General features: G+C 53.7%; 19 protein-coding genes and 1 other RNA gene. 4 read left to right on the forward strand and 16 right to left on the reverse strand.

Annotated elements, in window-relative coordinates:
* Positions 1–12 precede the first annotated feature (12 nt).
* From murG to rsmI, 12 genes are all read right to left on the reverse strand, one after another.
* Complete coding sequence (murG, locus tag ACMAZB_RS11730; protein ID WP_435217390.1) at positions 13–1,119, reverse strand: undecaprenyldiphospho-muramoylpentapeptide beta-N-acetylglucosaminyltransferase; 1,107 nt, start codon at positions 1,117–1,119, stop codon at positions 13–15.
* A complete protein-coding gene (gene ftsW, locus ACMAZB_RS11735; protein WP_435217391.1) occupies positions 1,116–2,255 on the reverse strand; it encodes a putative lipid II flippase FtsW in 1,140 nt (379 codons plus the stop codon). The genes murG and ftsW overlap by 4 nt, the downstream gene beginning before the upstream one ends.
* A complete protein-coding gene (gene murD / locus ACMAZB_RS11740) occupies positions 2,252–3,613 on the reverse strand; it encodes a UDP-N-acetylmuramoyl-L-alanine--D-glutamate ligase (RefSeq protein WP_435217393.1) in 1,362 nt (453 codons plus the stop codon). Before murD ends, ftsW begins: the two co-directional genes overlap by 4 nt.
* Positions 3,614–3,623: 10 nt before the next feature.
* On the reverse strand, positions 3,624–4,706 hold the full coding sequence (gene mraY / locus ACMAZB_RS11745) for a phospho-N-acetylmuramoyl-pentapeptide-transferase (RefSeq protein WP_435217395.1): 1,083 nt from the start codon (positions 4,704–4,706) through the stop codon (positions 3,624–3,626).
* Positions 4,700–6,070 (reverse strand): UDP-N-acetylmuramoyl-tripeptide--D-alanyl-D-alanine ligase, encoded by a 1,371-nt coding sequence (locus ACMAZB_RS11750; protein ID WP_435217396.1) that lies wholly within the window; start codon positions 6,068–6,070, stop codon positions 4,700–4,702. The genes mraY and ACMAZB_RS11750 overlap by 7 nt, the downstream gene beginning before the upstream one ends.
* Positions 6,067–7,533, reverse strand: coding sequence for a UDP-N-acetylmuramoyl-L-alanyl-D-glutamate--2,6-diaminopimelate ligase (locus tag ACMAZB_RS11755; RefSeq protein WP_435217398.1), 1,467 nt, complete (start codon positions 7,531–7,533; stop codon positions 6,067–6,069). The genes ACMAZB_RS11750 and ACMAZB_RS11755 overlap by 4 nt, the downstream gene beginning before the upstream one ends.
* A gap of 8 nt (positions 7,534–7,541) precedes the next feature.
* The gene (locus ACMAZB_RS11760) at positions 7,542–9,275 is read right to left on the reverse strand and encodes a peptidoglycan D,D-transpeptidase FtsI family protein (protein ID WP_435217400.1); all 1,734 of its coding nucleotides are present in this window, start codon (positions 9,273–9,275) and stop codon (positions 7,542–7,544) included.
* Entirely contained in the window at positions 9,275–9,553 is a 279-nt protein-coding gene (gene ftsL / locus ACMAZB_RS11765; RefSeq protein ID WP_435217402.1) for a cell division protein FtsL, read from the reverse strand. The genes ACMAZB_RS11760 and ftsL overlap by 1 nt, the downstream gene beginning before the upstream one ends.
* Positions 9,550–10,476 (reverse strand): 16S rRNA (cytosine(1402)-N(4))-methyltransferase RsmH, encoded by a 927-nt coding sequence (gene rsmH, locus ACMAZB_RS11770; protein ID WP_435217403.1) that lies wholly within the window; start codon positions 10,474–10,476, stop codon positions 9,550–9,552. Before rsmH ends, ftsL begins: the two co-directional genes overlap by 4 nt.
* A complete protein-coding gene (gene mraZ, locus ACMAZB_RS11775) occupies positions 10,473–10,925 on the reverse strand; it encodes a division/cell wall cluster transcriptional repressor MraZ (protein ID WP_435217405.1) in 453 nt (150 codons plus the stop codon). The genes rsmH and mraZ overlap by 4 nt, the downstream gene beginning before the upstream one ends.
* A gap of 331 nt (positions 10,926–11,256) precedes the next feature.
* An RNA gene (rnpB, locus tag ACMAZB_RS11780) (RNase P RNA component class A) lies at positions 11,257–11,600 on the reverse strand.
* Positions 11,601–11,644: 44 nt separating this feature from the next.
* Positions 11,645–12,484 (reverse strand): 16S rRNA (cytidine(1402)-2'-O)-methyltransferase, encoded by an 840-nt coding sequence (rsmI, locus tag ACMAZB_RS11785; RefSeq protein WP_435217406.1) that lies wholly within the window; start codon positions 12,482–12,484, stop codon positions 11,645–11,647.
* Positions 12,485–12,585: 101 nt separating this feature from the next.
* Between rsmI and ACMAZB_RS11790 the strand changes: the two genes are divergently transcribed.
* The 4 genes from ACMAZB_RS11790 to ACMAZB_RS11805 are packed head-to-tail and all read left to right on the forward strand — an operon-like array spanning position 12,586 to position 15,848.
* Positions 12,586–14,310: a penicillin-binding protein activator gene (locus ACMAZB_RS11790; protein WP_435217408.1), complete on the forward strand. Its 1,725-nt coding sequence runs from the start codon at positions 12,586–12,588 to the stop codon at positions 14,308–14,310.
* A gap of 30 nt (positions 14,311–14,340) precedes the next feature.
* Positions 14,341–14,703 carry a YraN family protein gene (locus ACMAZB_RS11795; RefSeq protein WP_435217409.1) on the forward strand — a complete coding sequence of 121 codons (363 nt, stop codon included), beginning with the start codon at positions 14,341–14,343 and terminating at the stop codon, positions 14,701–14,703.
* 18 nt (positions 14,704–14,721) lie between these two features.
* Complete coding sequence (locus tag ACMAZB_RS11800; protein ID WP_435217411.1) at positions 14,722–15,279, forward strand: hypothetical protein; 558 nt, start codon at positions 14,722–14,724, stop codon at positions 15,277–15,279.
* On the forward strand, positions 15,276–15,848 hold the full coding sequence (locus ACMAZB_RS11805) for a BON domain-containing protein (RefSeq protein ID WP_435217413.1): 573 nt from the start codon (positions 15,276–15,278) through the stop codon (positions 15,846–15,848). Before ACMAZB_RS11800 ends, ACMAZB_RS11805 begins: the two co-directional genes overlap by 4 nt.
* 61 nt (positions 15,849–15,909) lie before the next feature.
* On the opposite strand, the gene ACMAZB_RS11810 is transcribed toward ACMAZB_RS11805, so the two are convergent.
* The 4 genes from ACMAZB_RS11810 to petA form a co-directional block, all read right to left on the reverse strand.
* On the reverse strand, positions 15,910–16,308 hold the full coding sequence (locus tag ACMAZB_RS11810; RefSeq protein ID WP_435217414.1) for a ClpXP protease specificity-enhancing factor: 399 nt from the start codon (positions 16,306–16,308) through the stop codon (positions 15,910–15,912).
* Positions 16,309–16,323: 15 nt separating this feature from the next.
* Positions 16,324–16,977 carry a glutathione S-transferase N-terminal domain-containing protein gene (locus ACMAZB_RS11815; RefSeq protein ID WP_435212091.1) on the reverse strand — a complete coding sequence of 218 codons (654 nt, stop codon included), beginning with the start codon at positions 16,975–16,977 and terminating at the stop codon, positions 16,324–16,326.
* A 74-nt stretch (positions 16,978–17,051) separates the two neighbouring features.
* Entirely contained in the window at positions 17,052–19,082 is a 2,031-nt protein-coding gene (locus tag ACMAZB_RS11820) for a ubiquinol-cytochrome c reductase (protein WP_435217416.1), read from the reverse strand.
* A complete protein-coding gene (gene petA / locus ACMAZB_RS11825) occupies positions 19,082–19,711 on the reverse strand; it encodes a ubiquinol-cytochrome c reductase iron-sulfur subunit (RefSeq protein WP_435217418.1) in 630 nt (209 codons plus the stop codon). The genes ACMAZB_RS11820 and petA overlap by 1 nt, the downstream gene beginning before the upstream one ends.
* Between the last annotated feature and the right edge of the window lie 39 nt (positions 19,712–19,750).

Raw genomic sequence — 19,750 nt, forward strand, 5'->3', positions numbered from 1 at the left:
GCTTTGGAGGTGTCAATGGGCAAGAGAGACCTCCTTTATGATGTCCGCAACCGCCACCGCAGCGTTTGGCATTGCGAGTCCGCTCGCGTTTTCTCTCATCGTTTTTAAGCGCTGAGGTGTTGCCATTAATTCCCGCAGCAACGCGCTGAGATTTGACGCCAAACTGGCATCCTGAGGGAGCAGACACCCCGCCCCAGAGTCGCTGAGAATCTTCGCATTTTGGGTCTGATGATCATCAATGGCATAAGGCAGAGGCACTAAAATGCTGGCCGTGCCGGTCGCCATCAGCTCACTGACCGTTAACGCGCCTGATCGACAAACCACCAAATCGGCCCACCGGTACGCGGCTGCCATATCGTCGATAAAAGCGGTGACCTCGATTGAGCCGTTGATACCTACCCCGTACTGCTTCTGCGTCGCCTCAACATGCTGATCACCGCACTGATGCCGAATTTGTAATTGCGCCAAATCGAACTCAGTGAGTTTGGCTAGCGCATCAGGCACTCCGGCATTTAATGGCGCACTGCCTAAACTTCCACCGATAACAAGGAGCCGAAGGGGGCGCTCAGCGCAAAACCTATTGGGAATGTCTTCCTTCAGATCGAGCTGTGCTGATATATCGGAGCGCACTGGGTTACCGATCAAACGGTACCCAGCACCGACTCCAAAAGCGCCTGGGAGACCCAATAAAACCCGTTTTGCCACGGGCGCAAGCCAGCGATTGGTCGTACCGGCTACCGCATTTTGCTCGTGAAGAACCAATGGACGGCGTAAAAGGAAAGCCGCCACCCCCGCAGGGCCGGAAGCATAGCCTCCGAAACCCAGAACAGCCTGCGGCTTTATTTTGAGTACCAAACTTAGAGACTGGATAAAGGAAGCCAACAAACGTAAGACCGATTTGACTCGGAATAACACGCCCTTTCCTCTTAGACCCTGTACCGGCAACGTGTGCAAGGTGAAGCCGTGAGCAGGAACCACTCGACTCTCTAACCCTCTTGTGGTGCCGACCCAATCAACCAGCCACCCGCGAGCCTCTAAGACCTGTGCTACTGCCAATGCCGGAAAGACATGCCCACCCGTACCACCAGCCATAACCAATATACGCGGAGCACAGGTCATATCTGTCCCTCCTCGTAAGCACGTGAGCTACGCTCAACACGCAACACCACCGCCAACATAATGCAGCTCATCATCAAGCTTGAGCCACCATAGCTAATGAAAGGCAGCGTCAATCCCTTAGTGGGTAACAGACCCGAGCTCACACCCATGTTGACGAAAGCTTGCCCAGAGAAAATCAGCGCTACGCCGTAACAAATGTAAGCCGGGAAAAGGTCGCCCTCGCGTTCCACCCGACGACCCACCCAAAGTATTCTTCCAATAAGAGTGCCGTACAGGCCAATAACCAGTAGAGCCCCAAAAAAGCCTGTTTCTTCAGCCCAGATTGAAAAAACGAAATCGGTATGAGCTTCTGGTAGGTAAAACAATTTTTGTATGCTGTTGCCCAGCCCAACGCCCCACCACTCACCTCGGCCATAGGCGATCAAAGATTGAATAAGCTGAAAACCTGAACCAAAAGGATCCTGCCAGGGGTCGGTGTAGGCAGTTAATCGCTGCAAACGATAGGGGGCACTCACAACCATCACCGCCAGCGCCGCAATGGCCGTGCCAACCAGCAAAAATACGTAAGACAGGCGAGCGCCCGCTAAGAACAACATCCCAAACACAGTGCCCGCGCAAATAACGGTAGCCCCGAAATCTGGCTCCATCAGCAGTAGCAATCCCGTGACACCCAAAATAGCAACCGGCTTAGCTAGTCCTTGCCAATGCTGCTGCACCGCCTCTGCATGCCGCACCAAAAAGCTCGACATATAAATAACCAAGGCGAATTTGGCGACCTCAGAGGGCTGTAGGGTAAGAGGGCCCAATGGCAGCCACCGCTGACTCCCGTTTACATTTCGGCCCACTCCGGGCACTAAAACAAGCATTAGCAGAGCGAGGGCAAGCAACAGCCAGAGCCCAGAGGTTTTTTGCCACACCTCAACAGGGACACGATAAGCAACGCCGCCCAAGCAAACGGCGAGCGTTAAGTAAACTGAATGCCTGATAGTGTGATGCCAGGGGTTATTGAAGTGCCACTCTCCATAACCCACCGAAGCTGAGGCTATCGCCACCAAGCCCACCAAAACCAGTGCGCCGCTGATACCCGACAAGACCGGATCCAATCGGCTATCAAAATGTGCAGATAGGCTCGTCATGATGCCTGCTCCACGCAGTTCATCACCGCCCTGCGAAAAGATTCACCTCGCGCCTCAAATCCAGAGAATAGGTCAAAGCTTGCGCAGGCCGGCGACAGCAATACCACATCACCCGACTGCGCTATCGCTGCTGCCTTGGCAACAGCATCTTCCATTGACTCAATGCGCTGCACCGGAGTGTGCGCTCCCAAAGCCAACTCTATTTCACGCGCTGATTCACCAAGCGTTAAAACCCGCCGGCAATGATTTTGAACCTCTGGCAACAACGCAGTGAAATCCTGCCCCTTGCCAACGCCCCCTGCAATGAGCACGACATTCTGTTGCCCACCTAACCCAGATAGCGCTGCACGGGCTGCGCCAACGTTGGTTCCCTTACTGTCATTAATCCAACTGACACCTGCGTGCTCAAGGATCAATTCACAGCGATGCGGCAGGCCTGAAAACTGCTTCAAACCCTTAATAAGTCCATCTAGAGGCAACTCAAGAGCAGTACCTAACGCCAAAGCGGCCAACACATTATTGAGATTGTGGCCGCCCTTAAGCTGCAGGTCAGTAACTGGCAGCAACGGCGTGAAGCCCCGACAAACATGCGCTGAACCGTCTAGGGATCGAATTCCAAACTCTTCAAGGTCGGGTTCGCTTGGCCGCCAAAGAATCTGACGCGCACCATCTTCCAGAAGGGGCAATGTCAATGAATCCGCCCTGTTGGCAACCACAGCACGGGCGCCCTGAAAAATTTTATGTTTTGCGTGATGGTACCGAGGCAGACTGCCATGACGGTCGAGGTGGTCAGCCGATAAGTTGAGCACGGTCGCCACTGCAAGATTTAACGACTTGGCACGCTCGAGCTGAAAACTCGAAAGCTCCAGCACATAAAAATCCGCAGCTTGATCCAGCAAATCAAGGGCGGGAGTCCCAAAATTGCCGCCGACAGCTACCTGCCGACCACAGGCACTTATCATTGAGGCTAGCAGTGCCGTCACCGTGGATTTGCCGTTAGATCCGGTAATCCCAATGACGGGTACCGTGCTCGCCGCTACAAATAAATCGATGTCGCCCATGACGCGAACACCATTTTCCAGCGCGTATTGCACCAACGGGTGCTCCAAGGGGATACCGGGGGAAACAATCAGTTCGGTAATACCATCTAATACGGAGCGGTCGATATCCCCAAAATGCAGCGGCGCATCGGCGCCAACTGCCTGTCTGACGGACAAAGAATCAGCCATTTCAGACCGAGTATCCAAGGCCATAAAAGGGCTGCCCTGACGACGCCACCAACGCGCCACCGATTGGCCCGTTACGCCCAGGCCCATCACGGCTCGACGCTCTTCCGATGCAATAAGACGCGCTGTCATTGGCAGGCCCTCATCGCAGCTTCAGGGTCGCTAGACCAAATAAAACGAGCATCACCGTAATAATCCAGAAGCGTACGATTACACGGGGTTCTGGCCATCCTTTGAGCTCAAAATGATGGTGGATGGGAGCCATACGAAACACCCGCTTCCCCCTGATTTTGAAGGAGGCCACCTGAATGATGACTGAGAGGGTCTCCATGACGAAAATGCCCCCCATAATGAAAAGGACAATCTCATGTCGAATAATAACGGCGACCACACCCAGTGCCGCGCCCAACGCAAGCGCGCCCACATCACCCATAAAAACCATGGCCGGGTAGGTGTTGAACCATAAAAATCCGAGGCCCGCGCCCGCGATAGCACCGCAGAAAATCACCATCTCACCAGCCCCCGGCAGATAAGCGATATTCAAATACTCAGCAAAGAAAGTATGTCCCGAGAGATAGGCAATGGTTCCCAGTCCGGTTGCCACCATGACTGTCGGTAAAATCGCCAGACCATCGAGACCATCAGTGAGGTTCACAGCGTTGCTCGAGCCCACAATGACCAGATAAGAAAAAGGAATAAACAGCAGACCCAGAGGCAATGCCACGTCCTTAAAAAACGGCACATAAAGCATCGTTTCCTCTGGGTTTATGGCTGTGCCATAAAGAATTATTGCAGCGACAAACCCAACAACTGACTGCCAAAAGTATTTCCAACGAGCCGGCAGTCCCCGAGAATCTTTCTCGACCACTTTTCGATAGTCATCAACCCAGCCGATAGCGCCAAAGGCCAAAGTTGTCAGCACGGCCACCCAGAGATAGCGACTGTGTAGATCCCCCCAGATAAGGCTTCCGGAGACAATCGCCACGATGATCAACGCCCCTCCCATGGTGGGCGTACCCGATTTGACAAGGTGACTCTCGGGGCCATCATCACGAACAGACTGACCAATCTGCATGCCTTCGAGTCGAGCGATCATCAAGGGTCCAACCCATAGCGAAATCAGCAAGGCCGTTGCTGCAGACAAAATGCCGCGCAAAGTAATGTATTGAAAGACAGCAAAGCCGGCATCAATTGCGATTAGCTCACCCATCAACCACGTCAGCATGTGCTCTCGCCCTCCGCTAGCCATTGATTGACCAAGATCTCAAGCTGAGCTCCCCGGGATGCCTTGACCAAGGTTATGTTGGCCCCTGTAAGCTTTGGCGAAAATTCGAGAAGTGCACTGCAATCAGTAAAACAACGAGCTGCATGACCAAACGCCGCTGCGGCGGGTACTGCCTCATTTCCGACAACCCACAGCTCGTCAATGCCGGCTTGTTTTGCGTAACTGCCTACCTCAGCGTGTAACTTCTCTGCGTCTGAACCCAACTCCAGCATTGCCCCTAGAACCAAACGGCGGTGTCCGGGTTCAGATGCGAGGACGTCGATTGCCGCTTTGACAGCCAAAGGGTTGGCGTTATACGTGTCATCGATAAGCGACACATTGCTGGATATAGCTTTGCTACAACCCCGACCTGGCGCAGGTCGCACTGCACCTAGGCCATCGCAAATTGTGACGGCACTGATGCCCAAAGCATCGGCTACCGCTGCTGCAGCTAACGCGTTGTAAACACCCTGTCTGCCGGGCACGTTTACGGTGACCTCGAAAGACTGCTCAGGTGTTTGCAGCGTGAAAGTCGAGCCAGAAAAGCCCCGGAATACGAGATCACAAGCTTGGTAATCGGCGTCACGCCCCAATCCGAACGTTAAACATCGCGCAGGTACAGCCCGCTTCTGCCAATCGAGCACATGAGGATCATCACCATTAACAACTGCTAGGCCATCCTCGGGCAAATCATCAAGCAACGCCGCTTTCGTATTCGAGATAGCGCTCAAGCTGCCAAAATGTGCGAGATGTGCAGGAGCGACATTAAGCAAAACCGCAACCGTAGGACGGGTCATTTCACAAAGTCGCGCAATATCGCCAGGCTTCCCGGCACCCAGCTCAAGAACCGCATATTCTGTGTCTGCGCTTAAGTCAGCCAGCGTCAGAGGAACGCCGAGCTCATTATTTTGATTGCCTTTCGTCGCGACGACCCTGCCAGCTCGAGAAAAAATCTCAGCCAGCATATTTTTTGCGGTTGTTTTACCGGCGCTTCCTGTGATTCCCACCAAAATTCCGTCATAGGCCGCTCGACTCATTGTGCCAAAAGTCAGTAACGCTGCCTCTGCATCGCGAACAAGCACTTGCGGTACATCACTGCTCACCGCTTGCTGCACGAGCGCGGCGCCAGCCCCTCGTTCAAAGGCCGCTGCCACGTAGTCGTGCCCATCGACCTGACTACCCGGTAGCGCCACAAATAAGTCCCCGGGTTTAACCTCCCGACTGTCAATGGCCAAACCAGAAACTTCCAATGAATGATCGATAGCGTGATGCAGCTCTCCACCACACTGGGTGGCGAAGTCAGCAACTGACAGCGGCGCAATCACAGTCGCACCCCCTCTACGCTCTGCAGCGCGGATAGTACCTGCTGATCCGAGAAGGGCAATCGAACCCCGGCTATATCCTGATATTCCTCGTGACCCTTACCAGCAACTAAGACAGTATCTCCCGACTCAGCCATGGCCAGTGCGTGACGAATAGCTTCCGCACGGTCGACCACCACCTCTGCCTGCGAGCCACACCCAGTCATAACGTCCGAAATAATCTTCCCGGGCTCTTCGCTACGGGGATTATCCGACGTAACAACAATATGGTCCGCCCATCGAGCCGCGGATCTACCCATCAACGATCGCTTGCCGGGGTCACGATCACCGCCGCAACCGAACACCACCCAAAGTTGACCCTTTGTCTCATCGCGCAAAGTCTGCAACGCACTCTCAAGGGCATCGGGGGTATGCGCATAATCGACAACTGCCAGGCGATTGCCCGACATTAAGATGCGCTCCATTCGTCCAGGAACCGGCAGCAAATTTTCAGCTGCTGAGCACACTTGCTGAAACTCGAAGCCCATCCCCGCTACGGCTACAATAGCGGCCGCGACATTGAATGCATTAAAACGGCCACTGAGCTCAACTTTTATCTCAGCAACACCCCAAGGACTTTCAATCCTGAGCACCATAGGGCGCATCGATTGAACAGCGACCTGTACTTCAGCCTCCGCACCCTCAAGACTAATACCAATTGCCGATGTTTTCGCCACTGCCAGCACCTGTCTTGCAACGGGATCATCCGCATTAAAGATTGATCTCTGGAGACCAAACCTCTCAAACAATGACAGCTTAGCCGCGGCGTACTCTGCCTCAGTCGCATGGTAGTCAAGGTGGTCCCGAGTAAGGTTCGTGAAAACCCCAGTGTGCAGCGACAACGAGGCTAACCGCCCCTGATGCAACGCATGGGAAGACGCTTCTAAGGCGACGTGCTTCACCCCCTGAGTGCGCCAATCCGCCAGCTGATGATTGATGGTGAGCACGTCTGGCGTGGTGTTGATGGCCTCTAGGGGAGTCGCGTCCAACCGAGCACCCAAGGTCCCCATACAGCCAGCCTTCACGCCCATTGATCTCAATAGTTGACCAACAAACTCGACAACTGAGGTTTTCCCATTGGTTCCAGTAACAGCAACCAGCGCCATCGTTGCACTGGGATCCCCATAAAAGTCTTTAGCCAGATCAGGTAACAGGTCTCTGAGGTTGGCGATCCTCACAATACGGCTATCGGTATTTTCGCCCCCGTGAGCTGCGAAACCATCGGCCTCGGCCAAGACCAAAGCTGCACCTTGCGCTAGGGCTTGGTCCATGTAGTTTCGACCATCCTGCCGATCCCCCGGGAGGGCCACAAAAACATCACGGTCGTTCACGGTGCGACTGTTGAGCGTCATATGCCCGCCGCTATCTGGCCAAGCAATATTGGGCACCGCCGCAAAAATACGATCCAACGTTTGCTGGTGGCTCACCAAGCGGCTCACTGACCGCCACCAAAACCGGCGAGCTGTGCCGGCATCTCTGCCTCGACCTCAGGACGCTGATTGCGCAGTCGCAACACGCCGTCGGTGATGCGTGAATACACAGGTGCTGCCGCGGCACCACCGCCGTAGCTGTCACCTTTAGGGCGATCAATAACAACTGCTGTGACGTAACGCGGATTATCCATAGGCGCCACGCCCACAAAAAGCGCCAAGTACTGATCGTGCAAATAGCCACTAGGACCGACCTTGTGAACTGTGCCGGTCTTCCCGCCGACAGAGAACCCAGGCACTCGTGCTTTTTGAGCCGTCCCCTCACTCCCCGTCACACGGTGCAGTACGGTCAGCACCTGATTGGCGATTTCCTTACTGATAACACGATCGCTGGGCGCCTGCTCACCATCGCTGCGCTTGAGGAGCGTCAACGGAACTCGCTTACCCTGGTTCGCGAAAATGGCATAGGCTTGCGCCAGTTGGAGCGGCGTCGCAGTAAGACCGTACCCGAAGGCAAGGGTCACTTTCTCTATCTCACTCCAGCGCTCCCGATTTGGCAAACTCCCTGAACGCTCTCCGGGAAATCCGATACTAGAAGGTTCACCCAATCCAAATCTGCGATATACCGACAAAACTGGCTCATGCCCGATAGCCTGCGCCATTTTTGTCACGCCAACCTGACTCGATTTCTCTATCACCCGGGAGACTGAAATCGCGCCGTAATTTAAAGGGTCAGGCAACACCTTGCGACCGACCCGAATCCTTCCGGGTGAAGTATCTATAATTGAATCTAGCGTGAATGCACCCGTCTCCAGAGCCGCCACCAATGTCAGCGGCTTCACCGTTGAACCCGGCTCAAAGGCATCGGTAACCACGCGGTTACGGGTCGCCGAATAATCAAAGGCAGCACGGCTGTTAGGATTGAAAACCGGATGATTCGTCATGGCCAAGATCTCACCTGTCCATGCATCTAAGGTGACTGCCGCACCCGCCTCCGCGCCAGTTTCAACCATGGCTCGCTGCAGCTCGCGGTGCTGTAAATACTGAAGGCGTAAATCTATGGCCAGCGCAACAGGCTGCCCCGGCCTAGCCTCCCGCACAACGCCAACGTCTCGAATGGCGTCTCCATGCAGATCTTTGATGTAACGCTTTTTTCCGACGCGTCCATGCAAAACATCCTCATACGCTTTTTCGAGGCCAGCAATGCCTTTGCCGTCGACGTTGGTCAGACCGATAACCTGTGACGCCACTTCTCCAGCAGGATAAAAACGTCGATATTCTCGCTTACCCCCTACGCCGGCGACCTTCAAGGCGAGGACACGTCGTGCTAATTGGGGCGTTTGATGACGCGCGAGGTACATAAAACGCTTATCAGAGTAGAGATCAAGCCGCTGCTGCAGCTCCACCTCAGACTGCCCCAAGGCATCCGCTAAAACCCCCAACCGGCTCGAGTCTCGGAGTCGCAGGGGATCGGCCCATAAAGTAATAACCGGCGTGCTGATCGCCAAGGGCTCACCCCGACGATCTGTAACCATGCCACGATAAGCGGGAATTTCGGCGGACCTAACAGCACGCATCGCCCCTTGCTCGCGCAGAAATGCGGCACCATGCTCCTGGTCAACAACCTGAATCAACACCAAACGACCCACCACCGCGGCGGCTAAAATCAGCAGCAAGCCAACAACAGTAACAAGCCGCCAAGGCGTTCCGGGGGCGGGTGCAACCCCATTCCTAGCCATTAGTGCACCCCCTCAACTATGGTGTGTAGCGTCGCGAGATCAGGGGTTCTCATGACCAACTCATCACGAGCCAGCTTGGCGATGCGATGGGGACTCGCAAGCGTGCTTCGCTCTAACATGAGGCGGCTGTAATCCTCTTGGAGATACCAGTGCGTCCCCTCAAGTCTCTGCAGGTCAGCGTAGTAGGCCCGACTCGCATGGGTGCTATGAATAATCGCAAGACAAGACGCCAACACAGCAGCGACTAGCAGCGGCGTCGCCCATCGAAAGGACATCATGCAATTCGCTCCGCTACGCGCATAATTGCCGAGCGCGCTCGAGGGTTTGTCGCCAACTCCTGATCACCAGCGCGCTGCGGCTTACCCAGCAGGCGCAACCGCTCTCCACGCTCATCATCTCGAATAGGCACGCCTCGAGGCAGCTCCCTGCCGCGAGCCTCACGCCGCATAAATGTCTTAACGCGCCGATCCTCAAGGGAGTGGAAACTAATAACCACTAGCCGCCCCCCAACCGCCAGAAGGTCAATGACCTTGCCCAACAGAATATCGAGATCATCCAACTCGCGATTTACGTGAATCCGCAATGCCTGAAACGTGCGGGTGGCAGGATGCTTGTGCTTTTCCCACGCCGGATTAGCCGCCGCTACCACCGCGGCTAGATCTTCGGTGGTTTCGAAGAGCTGCACAGCCCTTCGCTTTACCAGCGCAGCAACGATTCGGCGGGCAAACTTTTCTTCCCCAAAATCCCAAAGTACCCGGCGCAGCTCTGCCTCAGACGCCGAATTAACAAACTCAGCGGCAGTCTCGCCACGAGAATTATCCATTCTCATATCCAAGGGACCATGGTGCTGAAAGCTGAAGCCTCGACTGCCGTCATCAAGTTGCGGACTGGATACACCCAGATCTAAAAGGACGCCGGCCAAACCCGACCCCGCTCGCTCAAGATTGCCGAAGCTATCGTGGAAAAAGCTGAAAGCGGGATTTTGGCTGGCCATTAACATTGCGCTGTCGATCGCTTCAGGGTCTTTATCAAATGCAACCAAACGCTGACCATCCGCAAGCTCACCAAGAATTGCGGCGGAGTGCCCTCCTCGACCATAGGTTCCGTCGACAAAGACCTCACCACCCATTCCAGTTTCAGCTGCCATCAAGGCCTCCACTGCCTCTTCAAGCAAAACAGCCTGATGTGTACTACCCATCAAAGCTTTAACGACAACAATTCAGCGGGGAGCTCCTCAACCGCCTCCACAGACAAAGCGGCATCGCGCTCTGCAAGCCAACGATCCTCGGACCAAAGCTCCAACTTGTTGCCCTGCCCAACCAAAACAATCTTTTTTTCTAGGTGCGCATAATCCCTTAGAGACTGAGGCAGCAGTGCGCGCCCATTCCCATCGAGTTCAATATCTGCCGCATAACCCAGCATGAGTCGCTGGAAACGCTTAACTGCGGGATTGAGGGCTGGAAGCGACTGAATTTCTGCCTCAATTCGCTCCCATTCGGGCAACGGGTAAAGCGTTAAGCAATGGCTCTGGGTATCAATCGTGATGACAACCCTGCCGGCACACTGGTCCAACAGACTCTCGCGCTGACGTGCAGGCACAGCCAAGCGTCCCTTGGTATCCATATTGATGTGCTGTACGCCCCGAAACATTCAGCTCAACCCACTCTTGACCCGCTTTCCCCACTTAAGCACAGTGAAATCCACTTTGCCCCACTTTTACCCACTATAAGCCCATGATTTGCAAAGGTCAATGCTGCGGACCGCAAATTTCCTTTCTATTTCAGTCGCTTAGAGAAACTTTCCTAGATGATAAAGGCCCTGATGCAAGGCATTTTCAGGCGCCTAAAAAACACGCTCAAACAGCAGATTAGCCGTAATTAGTGGATACAACTTTAATAATACGCCTATATAGTTATTAAAATTCTAATATATATAACCATAAAATTGGCAGAGGGAGCACCCCCACTTTGTGGGGGTGCATAGGTTGAGCTGATCGATAAGCCGGGTTCTGTCTTGGACGATCATTCATCTGCGACGAACGTCACCGTTCGCCTGTAGCGACCTACCCGAATCCGCCGGAGGTCACGGCTAATGGATCCCTATTTGGTCTTGCTCCGAGTGGGGTTTACCATCGCCACGCCTGTTGCCAGCCGCGCGGTGCGCTCTTACCGCACCATTTCACCCTTACCCAGCAATGCTAGGCGGTTTCCTTTCTGCTGCACTTTCCGTGGGCTCACACCCCCCAGGTGTTACCTGGCACTCTGACCTCTGGAGCCCGGACTTTCCTCCATCACCCAAGGTGACAGCGATCGTCTAATCAGCTCTCCTCCAAGATAAGGCCGTGCCCGCCCGCACTCAAGCTCGAAATGTCACTTTTTTTCACGGTTTATGAGCTGGTCGTACAAAACCCGAGCCTTTACACCGCTTACATCCGCAACGATGGACGCCGCTTTACGGGGAGGTAACTCGTCGCCAAGGCGAAACAGCAGTTGCCGGTCTCTCTCCGACAGCTCTGTACCCAGCTGATCCGGCGCAGAGCCAATCAGTAAAACCTGCTCGCCGCGCTGCTGATTCGCATCCGCTTCGACCCAACTAAGCAGTGCCGCTAAGGAATCACGCTTAATAGTCTCAAAGGTCTTGCTGAGCTCTCTTGCTAAAACAGCCTCGCGCTCTGGTCCCATGATCTCTACAGCATCGGCAAGCGTCGCTCGGATGCGATGCGGCGCCTCATAAAAGATCAGGGTTCCTGTCTGATGCTGCAGGGACTCTAAGCGCTTTCGCCTTTGCTGAGATTTTGATGGTAAAAAGCCCTCAAAGAAAAATCGATCGGTGGGCAAACCGGCACCACTTAGCGCCGCGATCGCCGCACAGGGTCCAGGCAACGGGAAGACAGGGATCTTTTTATCCTGTGCGGCACGCACCAATCGAAACCCGGGGTCAGACACCAACGGCGTCCCGGCGTCACTGATAAGCGCGACCGCCTCGCCACTTACCATTCGCATCAAAAGCTGCTCGGTCACCTGTTCAGACACATGATCATGATATGCGCACAGCGTTGTCTCGATCTCATAGTGAGCCAAAAGCTTCCGACTGTGACGGGTATCTTCCGCAGCAATCAGCGAAACGCCCATTAACGTCGCAACTGCGCGCTGGGTGATATCGGCCAAATTACCAATTGGCGTCGGTACAATGTACAAACCACGTTCCAAGAGGGCGACTCCGTTCTATACTCTGCGCCATGATCGCAAATCTACCTACCCTTCGTCTGCTCATTAGAGACACTTTCTTGCTCCTACTGTTAGGTAGCTTGATGGCAGGCTGTCAAACGACCAACGCTCCGGAGCAATCGTTACCCAAAATCTCCTTGGAAAATCTCGGGCAAAAAGAAATGCCCGCGCCCCTACCTGCCGCCCCAGACCAACAGCTAGATTTTGCTGCGATCAGTGCCGTGCGAGAAAGGGTCCTCACCGAAGGTGTCGTCGCAGGGCGCATTCTCAGAGACGCGTTTCTGATCAAAGGTATTGACGCAACAACTGCCAGCATCATCGACGCCGATATCGCTTGGTTCAATGGCGATATCGAAGTTGCACAACGCCTGATGAAGGGCGCTAAAACTTCGAGCATCGAAGGTCAACTTTTTGTTTTATCTACCGTCGAAGAAAGGGCCCGCATTCAAGGTCGATGGCTTGACGCAGCGCGGTTGGCACACTTTCGAATCAAACTAGTCATGAAGTCCACTCAGGGAACACCAAACAGCTCTGATCTCTCCAATTCGGTCGCAACCCCTGGTGATCGATTGTGGACGCTACTCATGCATCTTGATGATGGACAGTTAGGACGCGCCGCAGCCATGGCCGATGACCCAGACTGGCGTGGCTGGCTAACTTTACTGCAGGCTTACCGGTCAGGTCGAAATGCCACCTACAACTGGCTTGCTTCTCACCCGGGCCACACCGCAACCAATCCCCTTCCTGCGGCTTTAGCGACTTGGCTGGATGCACAGCCCCCCGAGAATATTGGCGTGCTTCTGCCATTATCAGGGCGACTAAAGTCCGCTGGGAGCGCCGTGCTTGAAGGCATAACGGAAGGTTTATACCGAAGGTTTCCGGACCCTGAGAAGCGCCCAAGGCTATTTACCATTGATACCGAACTGCGGCCCAGCGCCGTATCAGCGTACCGTGAAGCCCTGACAGGAGGCGCTGACCTCATCATTGGTCCACTCATTAAATCAGAGGCACAAACCCTCGAGAGCCTTAAAGAACGGCCAACCCCAGTAATCGCCCTCAACCGACCTGAAGTTTACGCGAGCACGGGCATATCCAACTGGAGCGCTATGAGCTTGGCCCCCGAAGATGAGGCCCGCCAAATAGCTCGCCTCGCATTTGGTAGAGGGCAAAGAAGAGCACTAGTCATTCGCCCCGACAGCGAATGGGGTCGGCGAATGGAAGTCGCTTTAAATCAGGTTTGGAGGGGCATTGGGGGCGTCACGGCCAACACACTGACCCTCGACACCACCACAGCGGCCTCAGAACAAATAGGTAGCAGCGCCGGCTCAGTGCCATCAGAACGCAGAATAGAGATGATGGAGGCCGCCTTTGACGCCCCCGTTGCATCCCGACCACGACGGCGCCAAGACTTCGATGTTGTTTTTTTGCTGGCAGCGGACCCCGCCGAAGCTCGCCGTCTCCGTCCTCTGCTGATCTATCACTATAGTGGCGACGTGCCCGTATACAGCTCTTCAGCCGTTTACAGCGGTCACGACCATGGCCAAAATCAAGACCTCAACGATCTCATTCTGGTAGAAACTCCAGCGGTACTACAGGCTTTAAAAGTAGATCGCTACACGCGACTACAAGCTTTAGGTTTCGACGCCGTTGCCATGGTTGACCACTGGCAGCAAGCCGAGGCCACTGAAGCTACTGTATTTCAAGGAAGGACAGGGCTTCTTAAGCGGCTGCCTAACGGCGAAATCGAGAGAGAGCTTAATTCAGTTGCTTTCGATGGCGGCAAACTTAAAGCCTTGCCGATACGCTAACCCTGTAAATCGTGATAAACAGTTACAGATGTGAACCAGCAAATTGGCAAAAAAGCAGAAGATTGCGCGGAGCGCTACTTGATAGCTCAAGGCCTGACAACTCTGGCGCGCAATGTATGCTGCAAGTATGGCGAGATAGACATTATTATGCAGCAGGGCGCGACGGTCGTTTTTGTCGAGGTGCGGGCCCGCAAACACAAACGATTTCAAACTGCCGCTGGCACAATCAATTACCACAAGCAGCAGCGCCTTATTCGCACAGCCAGTATAGTGATACAACGTATGCCAGCTCTGCAGGACCGCCCCATCAGATTCGATGTCGTCGCTTACGATACGTCGAGCAAAAATCGACAGGCGCAATGGATTCAGCAGGCTTTCGATGCGTCTAACTAAACGGGTAGCAATCTGGCTATGATTCCCTACGATGACATCTCAACTTTTTTCCGCGGTTATATAGAGCAGCTAAGTTTGTCTGTGGACGACATTGCGGACGTCACGGGAAGTGCAGCTAACCTTGCAACTCAGACGGTTATCAGCGAGAAAAAACTTATTGTGTGCGGTGTCGGTCCCGATGCAGCCGGTGCTGGTCTGCTGTCAGAATTGTTACAGCAAGGACTCTACAGAGAGCGGCCGGCAATACCGGCGATAGAGCTCACTAGCCGACACATCACGAGCCTCGATCCGGGAGTGGGCTGGTTGACTCAACAACTGACGGCCTTAGGACAACCCGGAGATTTAGTCATTCTTTTTGCCACATCACTCAATCAAGTCGATCTGGAATTTCTCTCTTCGGCGATTGTAAAACGTGACCTGACGTCCGTGTGGGTCGGCGCGCAAGGAACAGGGCCTAGCCTGGCATTTCCAGGAGCAGACCGCGCAACGGCGCTGGCACTGTCCCAATGCTGTTCCATATGTCTCGCAAAATTGATCGATATATCCCTATTTGGCACTCTAGAGGACGCGACATGAGCCCTTTCTTCAAAAGGTTTTTTATCATTTTATTAATCGCATGTCTGACCGGCTGCGGGACAGTTCTCGCGACCTTCGAAAGCAACAGTATCGAAGATGAACCCGGGGAACGCAGTTTAGCGGAGCAAGTTTTAGATGAAAGTATAGAAACAAAAGCCGTCGTCAATATTAGGGCAACCAACTCTGATTTCGACGACTTGGGATTTCTTGTTGTGTCCTACAACGGCTATGTCTTAATTGCCGGAGAAGTTCCTAACCAAAGCCTTAAAGATCAAGCCGCGAACGTCGTTCGTCAGATAGAAGGCGTGAGGCGAATTTACAACGAACTGGCAATAGGGCCAAAGTCTTCAAGCGGCACTGAGGCTAATGACGTCTGGCTCACGACGAAAGTAAAAACCGCCTTGCTCACGGACTCCGAAGTACCCTCATTGCGAGTAAAAGTGGTTACCGAAAACAGCGTGGTCTATCTAATGGGGCTGCTATCAACAGAGGAGGCTAATCGTACAGCGGCGGCAGCTGCCGACGTTGACGGAGTAGCGCGGGTTGTACGCCTCTTCGAACTGATTTAACAAAGCTAACGCTCACGGAGATCTTGCGTACCTGCCCCCTGCCCCCGCGCTTTCTGATTTTTTATTTCACAATCTTCAGTGCTGGGCGGTGACCGCGCTCAGACGACGAAGGGTCGCCAATGTAAGGCGGCTCAGGATCTGGATCGGGCTCCATGGGGCTATCGAATACCATGCCCTGCCCATTCTCGCGGGCATAAATACCTAAGATAGCGGCAATGGGCACCTCCACATCCTGAGGTTGCCCCCCAAATCGGCCATTAAAGGCGACAGTGTCATTGCCCATCTGCAAGGACACCACGGCGGAAGGTGAAATATTCAGTACGATTTGCCCGTCGCTTACGTAGCTTTCAGGGACGAAGACCCCGGCTCCGGTGGCATCGACTAAGAGGTGCGGCGTACACTCGTTATCTACGATCCATTCGTAAATGGCGCGGATAATGTATGGCCTGCTAGAGTTCACAGAGGTGCTACTCGACTAGAGGCGCATTTCTCGCTCATGGACGGTCAGACTTTCCTGAAAAGATTCCCTGCGGAACAAGCTGTCCATATAAGCCAATAGGGGCTTAGACTGCTTACCGGGCCGAATATCGACGCCCAGAGACGGCAAACGCCAGAGGATAGGCGCAATGCAGCAGTCGACAAGGGTAAACTCTTCGCTCATAAAGTAAGGTTTCTCCGCAAAAATAGGCGCTATCGCCATTAAGCCATCGCGCAGCTCCTTTGCAGATTTCGTGACCACATTGTCAGAACGTGAGTTTTGAATGGCGTCCACCAAACTGCACCAATCACGTTCTATTCGATACATGAGTAAGCGGCTTTCAGCTCTGGCTACGGGGTACACAGGCAACAATGGCGGATGCGGAAACCGCTCATCAAGGTATTCCATCATGACCTTTGACTCGTAAAGAACCAAGTCACGGTCTACTAACGTCGGCATCGTGTTGTAAGGATTTACATCAGCCAACTCAGCGGGTGCAATACCCGAATCAGATTCTATGAGATCGACTGTTACGCCTTTCTCTGCAAGTACAATGCGCACTCGGTGGCTATAGTGGTTAGTACTATCCGAAAACAGCGTCATGGAAGAGCGCTTGGACACTACCGCAGAGGCGTCGTCAGACAGTTTCATTCGTAAACTCCGGGTTGTAAGCAACAATAACGGCAGTGCTGTTCAAGCAGCTGCCGCGCATGTCAGGTGGGACGTTAGTGGACGTCCTTCCAATATTCGCGACTCAAGAGCCAGGCGAATACAAAGAAAATAGCAAGGAACAGTAAAACCTTTATACCCATCTGCTGCCGCTGCAGCTTGATAGGCTCCGCCGTATACGCCAGAAAATTAACAAGGTCGTAAATTGCCGAATCGTACTCTTCCCCGCTCATGATACCAGCAGCCGCGATTTCAAGCCGGCCGCAGGGCGCCGCCATCATAGCATCCCCAGTCAGTGGGTCCATCTGGCCGTGCTCTAAGTCTGGGCCTGCCGCACACTCGGGCATCCCCTGAAGCTCCATAAGTACATGGGGCATACCGACTTTAGGGTAAACCTTGTTGTTGACGCCATAGGGCCGAGAGTCGTCCTTGTAGAACGTACGTAGGTAGGTGTAAAGCCACTCTGGCTGCCTTGCCCGAGACACCAAGGTTAAATCCGGAGGTGTCGCTCCAAACCATTTTTTGGCATTGCCCTTATCCATGGAATTATCCATTAGGGCACCGATTTTTGTCTCGGGGTCGAACATCAGGTTGGCTTTGTAGAGGTCCTCTGGAATGCCCAGATCTCTGGCAACCCGATTATGGCGGGAGTACTGTAGTGAATGGCACCCCATGCAATAGTTGGTGTAGAGCGCTGCGCCACGTTGAAGCGACGGTTTGTCAGCAGCATTTGTCTCGATGTGGTCGCAAGGAATTGTCCCACAATCGAACCCCGTTTCTGCACCCACTACCTTTAACGGAATTACCGTGAGCGCCCCCATCAGTGCGAGGATTCCTAAACTGCGCACTACACCTATGCCACCGTCCATAGTCACCCGGTCCGGGACCGGCTTAACTTTGTCCATCTTCGACCATATTGGCATCGCCAGGAAGAATGCAAAGTAAAAAATAGTGCAGATCTGCGCTAAAAACGTCCGCTCAGGGGTCGGGGCCTTCACCCCCAAAACACCCAAGATCAAGAAACATACGACAAATAGCAGCAGCATCACGCGGTTGATCATGCCCCGGTAACGCCATGATTTAACCTCGCACCGATCCAGCCAAGGGAGTGCAAAGGGAATTGCCACTGACGCCGCAAAGAATACAAATCCCCAAAACTTGTCGGGTACAGCACGCAACACAGAGTAGAACGGTGTGAAATACCAAACGGGTGCAATATGCTCAGGGGTTTTCAGTCCGTTAGCCTGCTCAAAGTTGGCAAACTCAAGAAAGAACCCGCCCATTTCAGGAGCAAAAAACAGAATGGCGCAGAAGAAAAATAAGAAGACCGCAATGCCCTGAATATCGTGGACCGAGTAATAAGGGTGGAATCGGATGCCATCAAGCGGAATACCGTTCGCGTCTTTCTTTTTCTTAATTTCTACGCCATCGGGGTTATTGGAACCTACTTCGTGTAGCGCGAGAATGTGCAATACCACTAGCGCAAGCAACACTATGGGCAAAGCCACCACGTGCAACGCAAAGAAACGGTTCAGCGTAATACCCGAGAGCAAATAGTCTCCGCGAATCCAGGTCACGATGTCCTCTCCCACCACTGGAATCGCACCAAATAGCGAAATGATGACCTGAGCGCCCCAATACGACATTTGGCCCCAAGGCAACACGTAACCCACAAATGCTTCAGCCATGAGAACGATAAAGATCATCATGCCGAAGACCCACAACAACTCTCGAGGCTTCTTGTACGACCCATAGATCAGGGCGCGGAACATGTGAAGGTAGACGACGATAAAAAACGCCGATGCGCCGGTAGAGTGCATGTAACGCAGCAACCAGCCGTAATCGACGTCGCGCATAATGTACTCAACCGATGAAAAAGCTTCCTCGGCAGATGGTGTGTAGTTCATGGTCAGCCAAATTCCAGTTAGTAACTGGTTGACCAACACCAACAATGAAAAAACTCCGAAAAAGTACCAGAGATTGAAATTTTTGGGGGCGTAGTACTCGCCCATGTGAGTATTCCACGCTCTGGTAACCGGCAGGCGTGCATCAATCCATCCAACAAAAGAACTCAACGCTTTTTCCATTAGGCAGCCTCCGCATCCACACCGATTACAAGGACGTTATCGCCCTCAAAGCTATAGGGAGGAACCACCAAGTTTGCAGAGGCAGGCACTCCCTGAAAAACACGTCCCGCCAAATCAAATTTTGAACCATGGCAGGGGCAAAAGAACCCGCCCAACCACTCATCACCGCCAAGGTCAGCCGCGCCTACTTCCGGGCGAAACTTGGGCGCACAGCCCAAGTGAGTGCACAAACCTACCGCCACAAAAAGTTCTGGCCTTATTGAACGACCCTCACTGGCAACGTAGCCGGGCTGGTCTGAACCCTCTGAACCGGGGTCTTTGAGAATACTGTCTAATTTAGGGAGATCGTCTAGCTGACTGCCAGTACGATGAAGTACATAAACCGGCTTGCCACGCCACTCAACGACCACCATCTGGCCGGGCTCTAGCTTGCCGATGTCAGCCTTAACAGGTGCCCCCGCAGCCTTTGCTTTCTCTGAAGGGTTCCACGACCCCATAAAGGGTGTAGCCACACCCACGACGCCAGCGACTCCGACAACCGATGTTGCGGCGGTGAGGAACCGCCGTCGGGTCTGACTTTTTGCGTCCGGCTGAGCCGTATCATTTTGGCTAGATTGCACTTCGCTCATGAGAACCCTCTCCGACATTGAGGCAACCTCTACCGCGAT

Origin of the sequence: Luminiphilus sp. nBUS_07 (assembly GCF_051201685.1) — a bacterium.
Classification (GTDB): domain Bacteria; phylum Pseudomonadota; class Gammaproteobacteria; order Pseudomonadales; family Halieaceae; genus Luminiphilus.

Coding starts and splice junctions, on each gene's coding strand:
- murG (WP_435217390.1), bottom strand. CDS start 1,119: ATGACCTGTGCTCCGCGTATATTGGTTATGGCTGGTGGTACGGGTGGG.
- ftsW (WP_435217391.1), bottom strand. CDS start 2,255: ATGACGAGCCTATCTGCACATTTTGATAGCCGATTGGATCCGGTCTTG.
- murD (WP_435217393.1), bottom strand. CDS start 3,613: ATGACAGCGCGTCTTATTGCATCGGAAGAGCGTCGAGCCGTGATGGGC.
- mraY (WP_435217395.1), bottom strand. CDS start 4,706: ATGCTGACGTGGTTGATGGGTGAGCTAATCGCAATTGATGCCGGCTTT.
- ACMAZB_RS11760 (WP_435217400.1), bottom strand. CDS start 9,275: ATGGCTAGGAATGGGGTTGCACCCGCCCCCGGAACGCCTTGGCGGCTT.
- ftsL (WP_435217402.1), bottom strand. CDS start 9,553: ATGATGTCCTTTCGATGGGCGACGCCGCTGCTAGTCGCTGCTGTGTTG.
- mraZ (WP_435217405.1), bottom strand. CDS start 10,925: ATGTTTCGGGGCGTACAGCACATCAATATGGATACCAAGGGACGCTTG.
- ACMAZB_RS11790 (WP_435217408.1), top strand. CDS start 12,586: ATGGCAGGCTGTCAAACGACCAACGCTCCGGAGCAATCGTTACCCAAA.
- ACMAZB_RS11800 (WP_435217411.1), top strand. CDS start 14,722: ATGATTCCCTACGATGACATCTCAACTTTTTTCCGCGGTTATATAGAG.
- ACMAZB_RS11805 (WP_435217413.1), top strand. CDS start 15,276: ATGAGCCCTTTCTTCAAAAGGTTTTTTATCATTTTATTAATCGCATGT.
- ACMAZB_RS11815 (WP_435212091.1), bottom strand. CDS start 16,977: ATGAAACTGTCTGACGACGCCTCTGCGGTAGTGTCCAAGCGCTCTTCC.
- ACMAZB_RS11820 (WP_435217416.1), bottom strand. CDS start 19,082: ATGGAAAAAGCGTTGAGTTCTTTTGTTGGATGGATTGATGCACGCCTG.
- petA (WP_435217418.1), bottom strand. CDS start 19,711: ATGAGCGAAGTGCAATCTAGCCAAAATGATACGGCTCAGCCGGACGCA.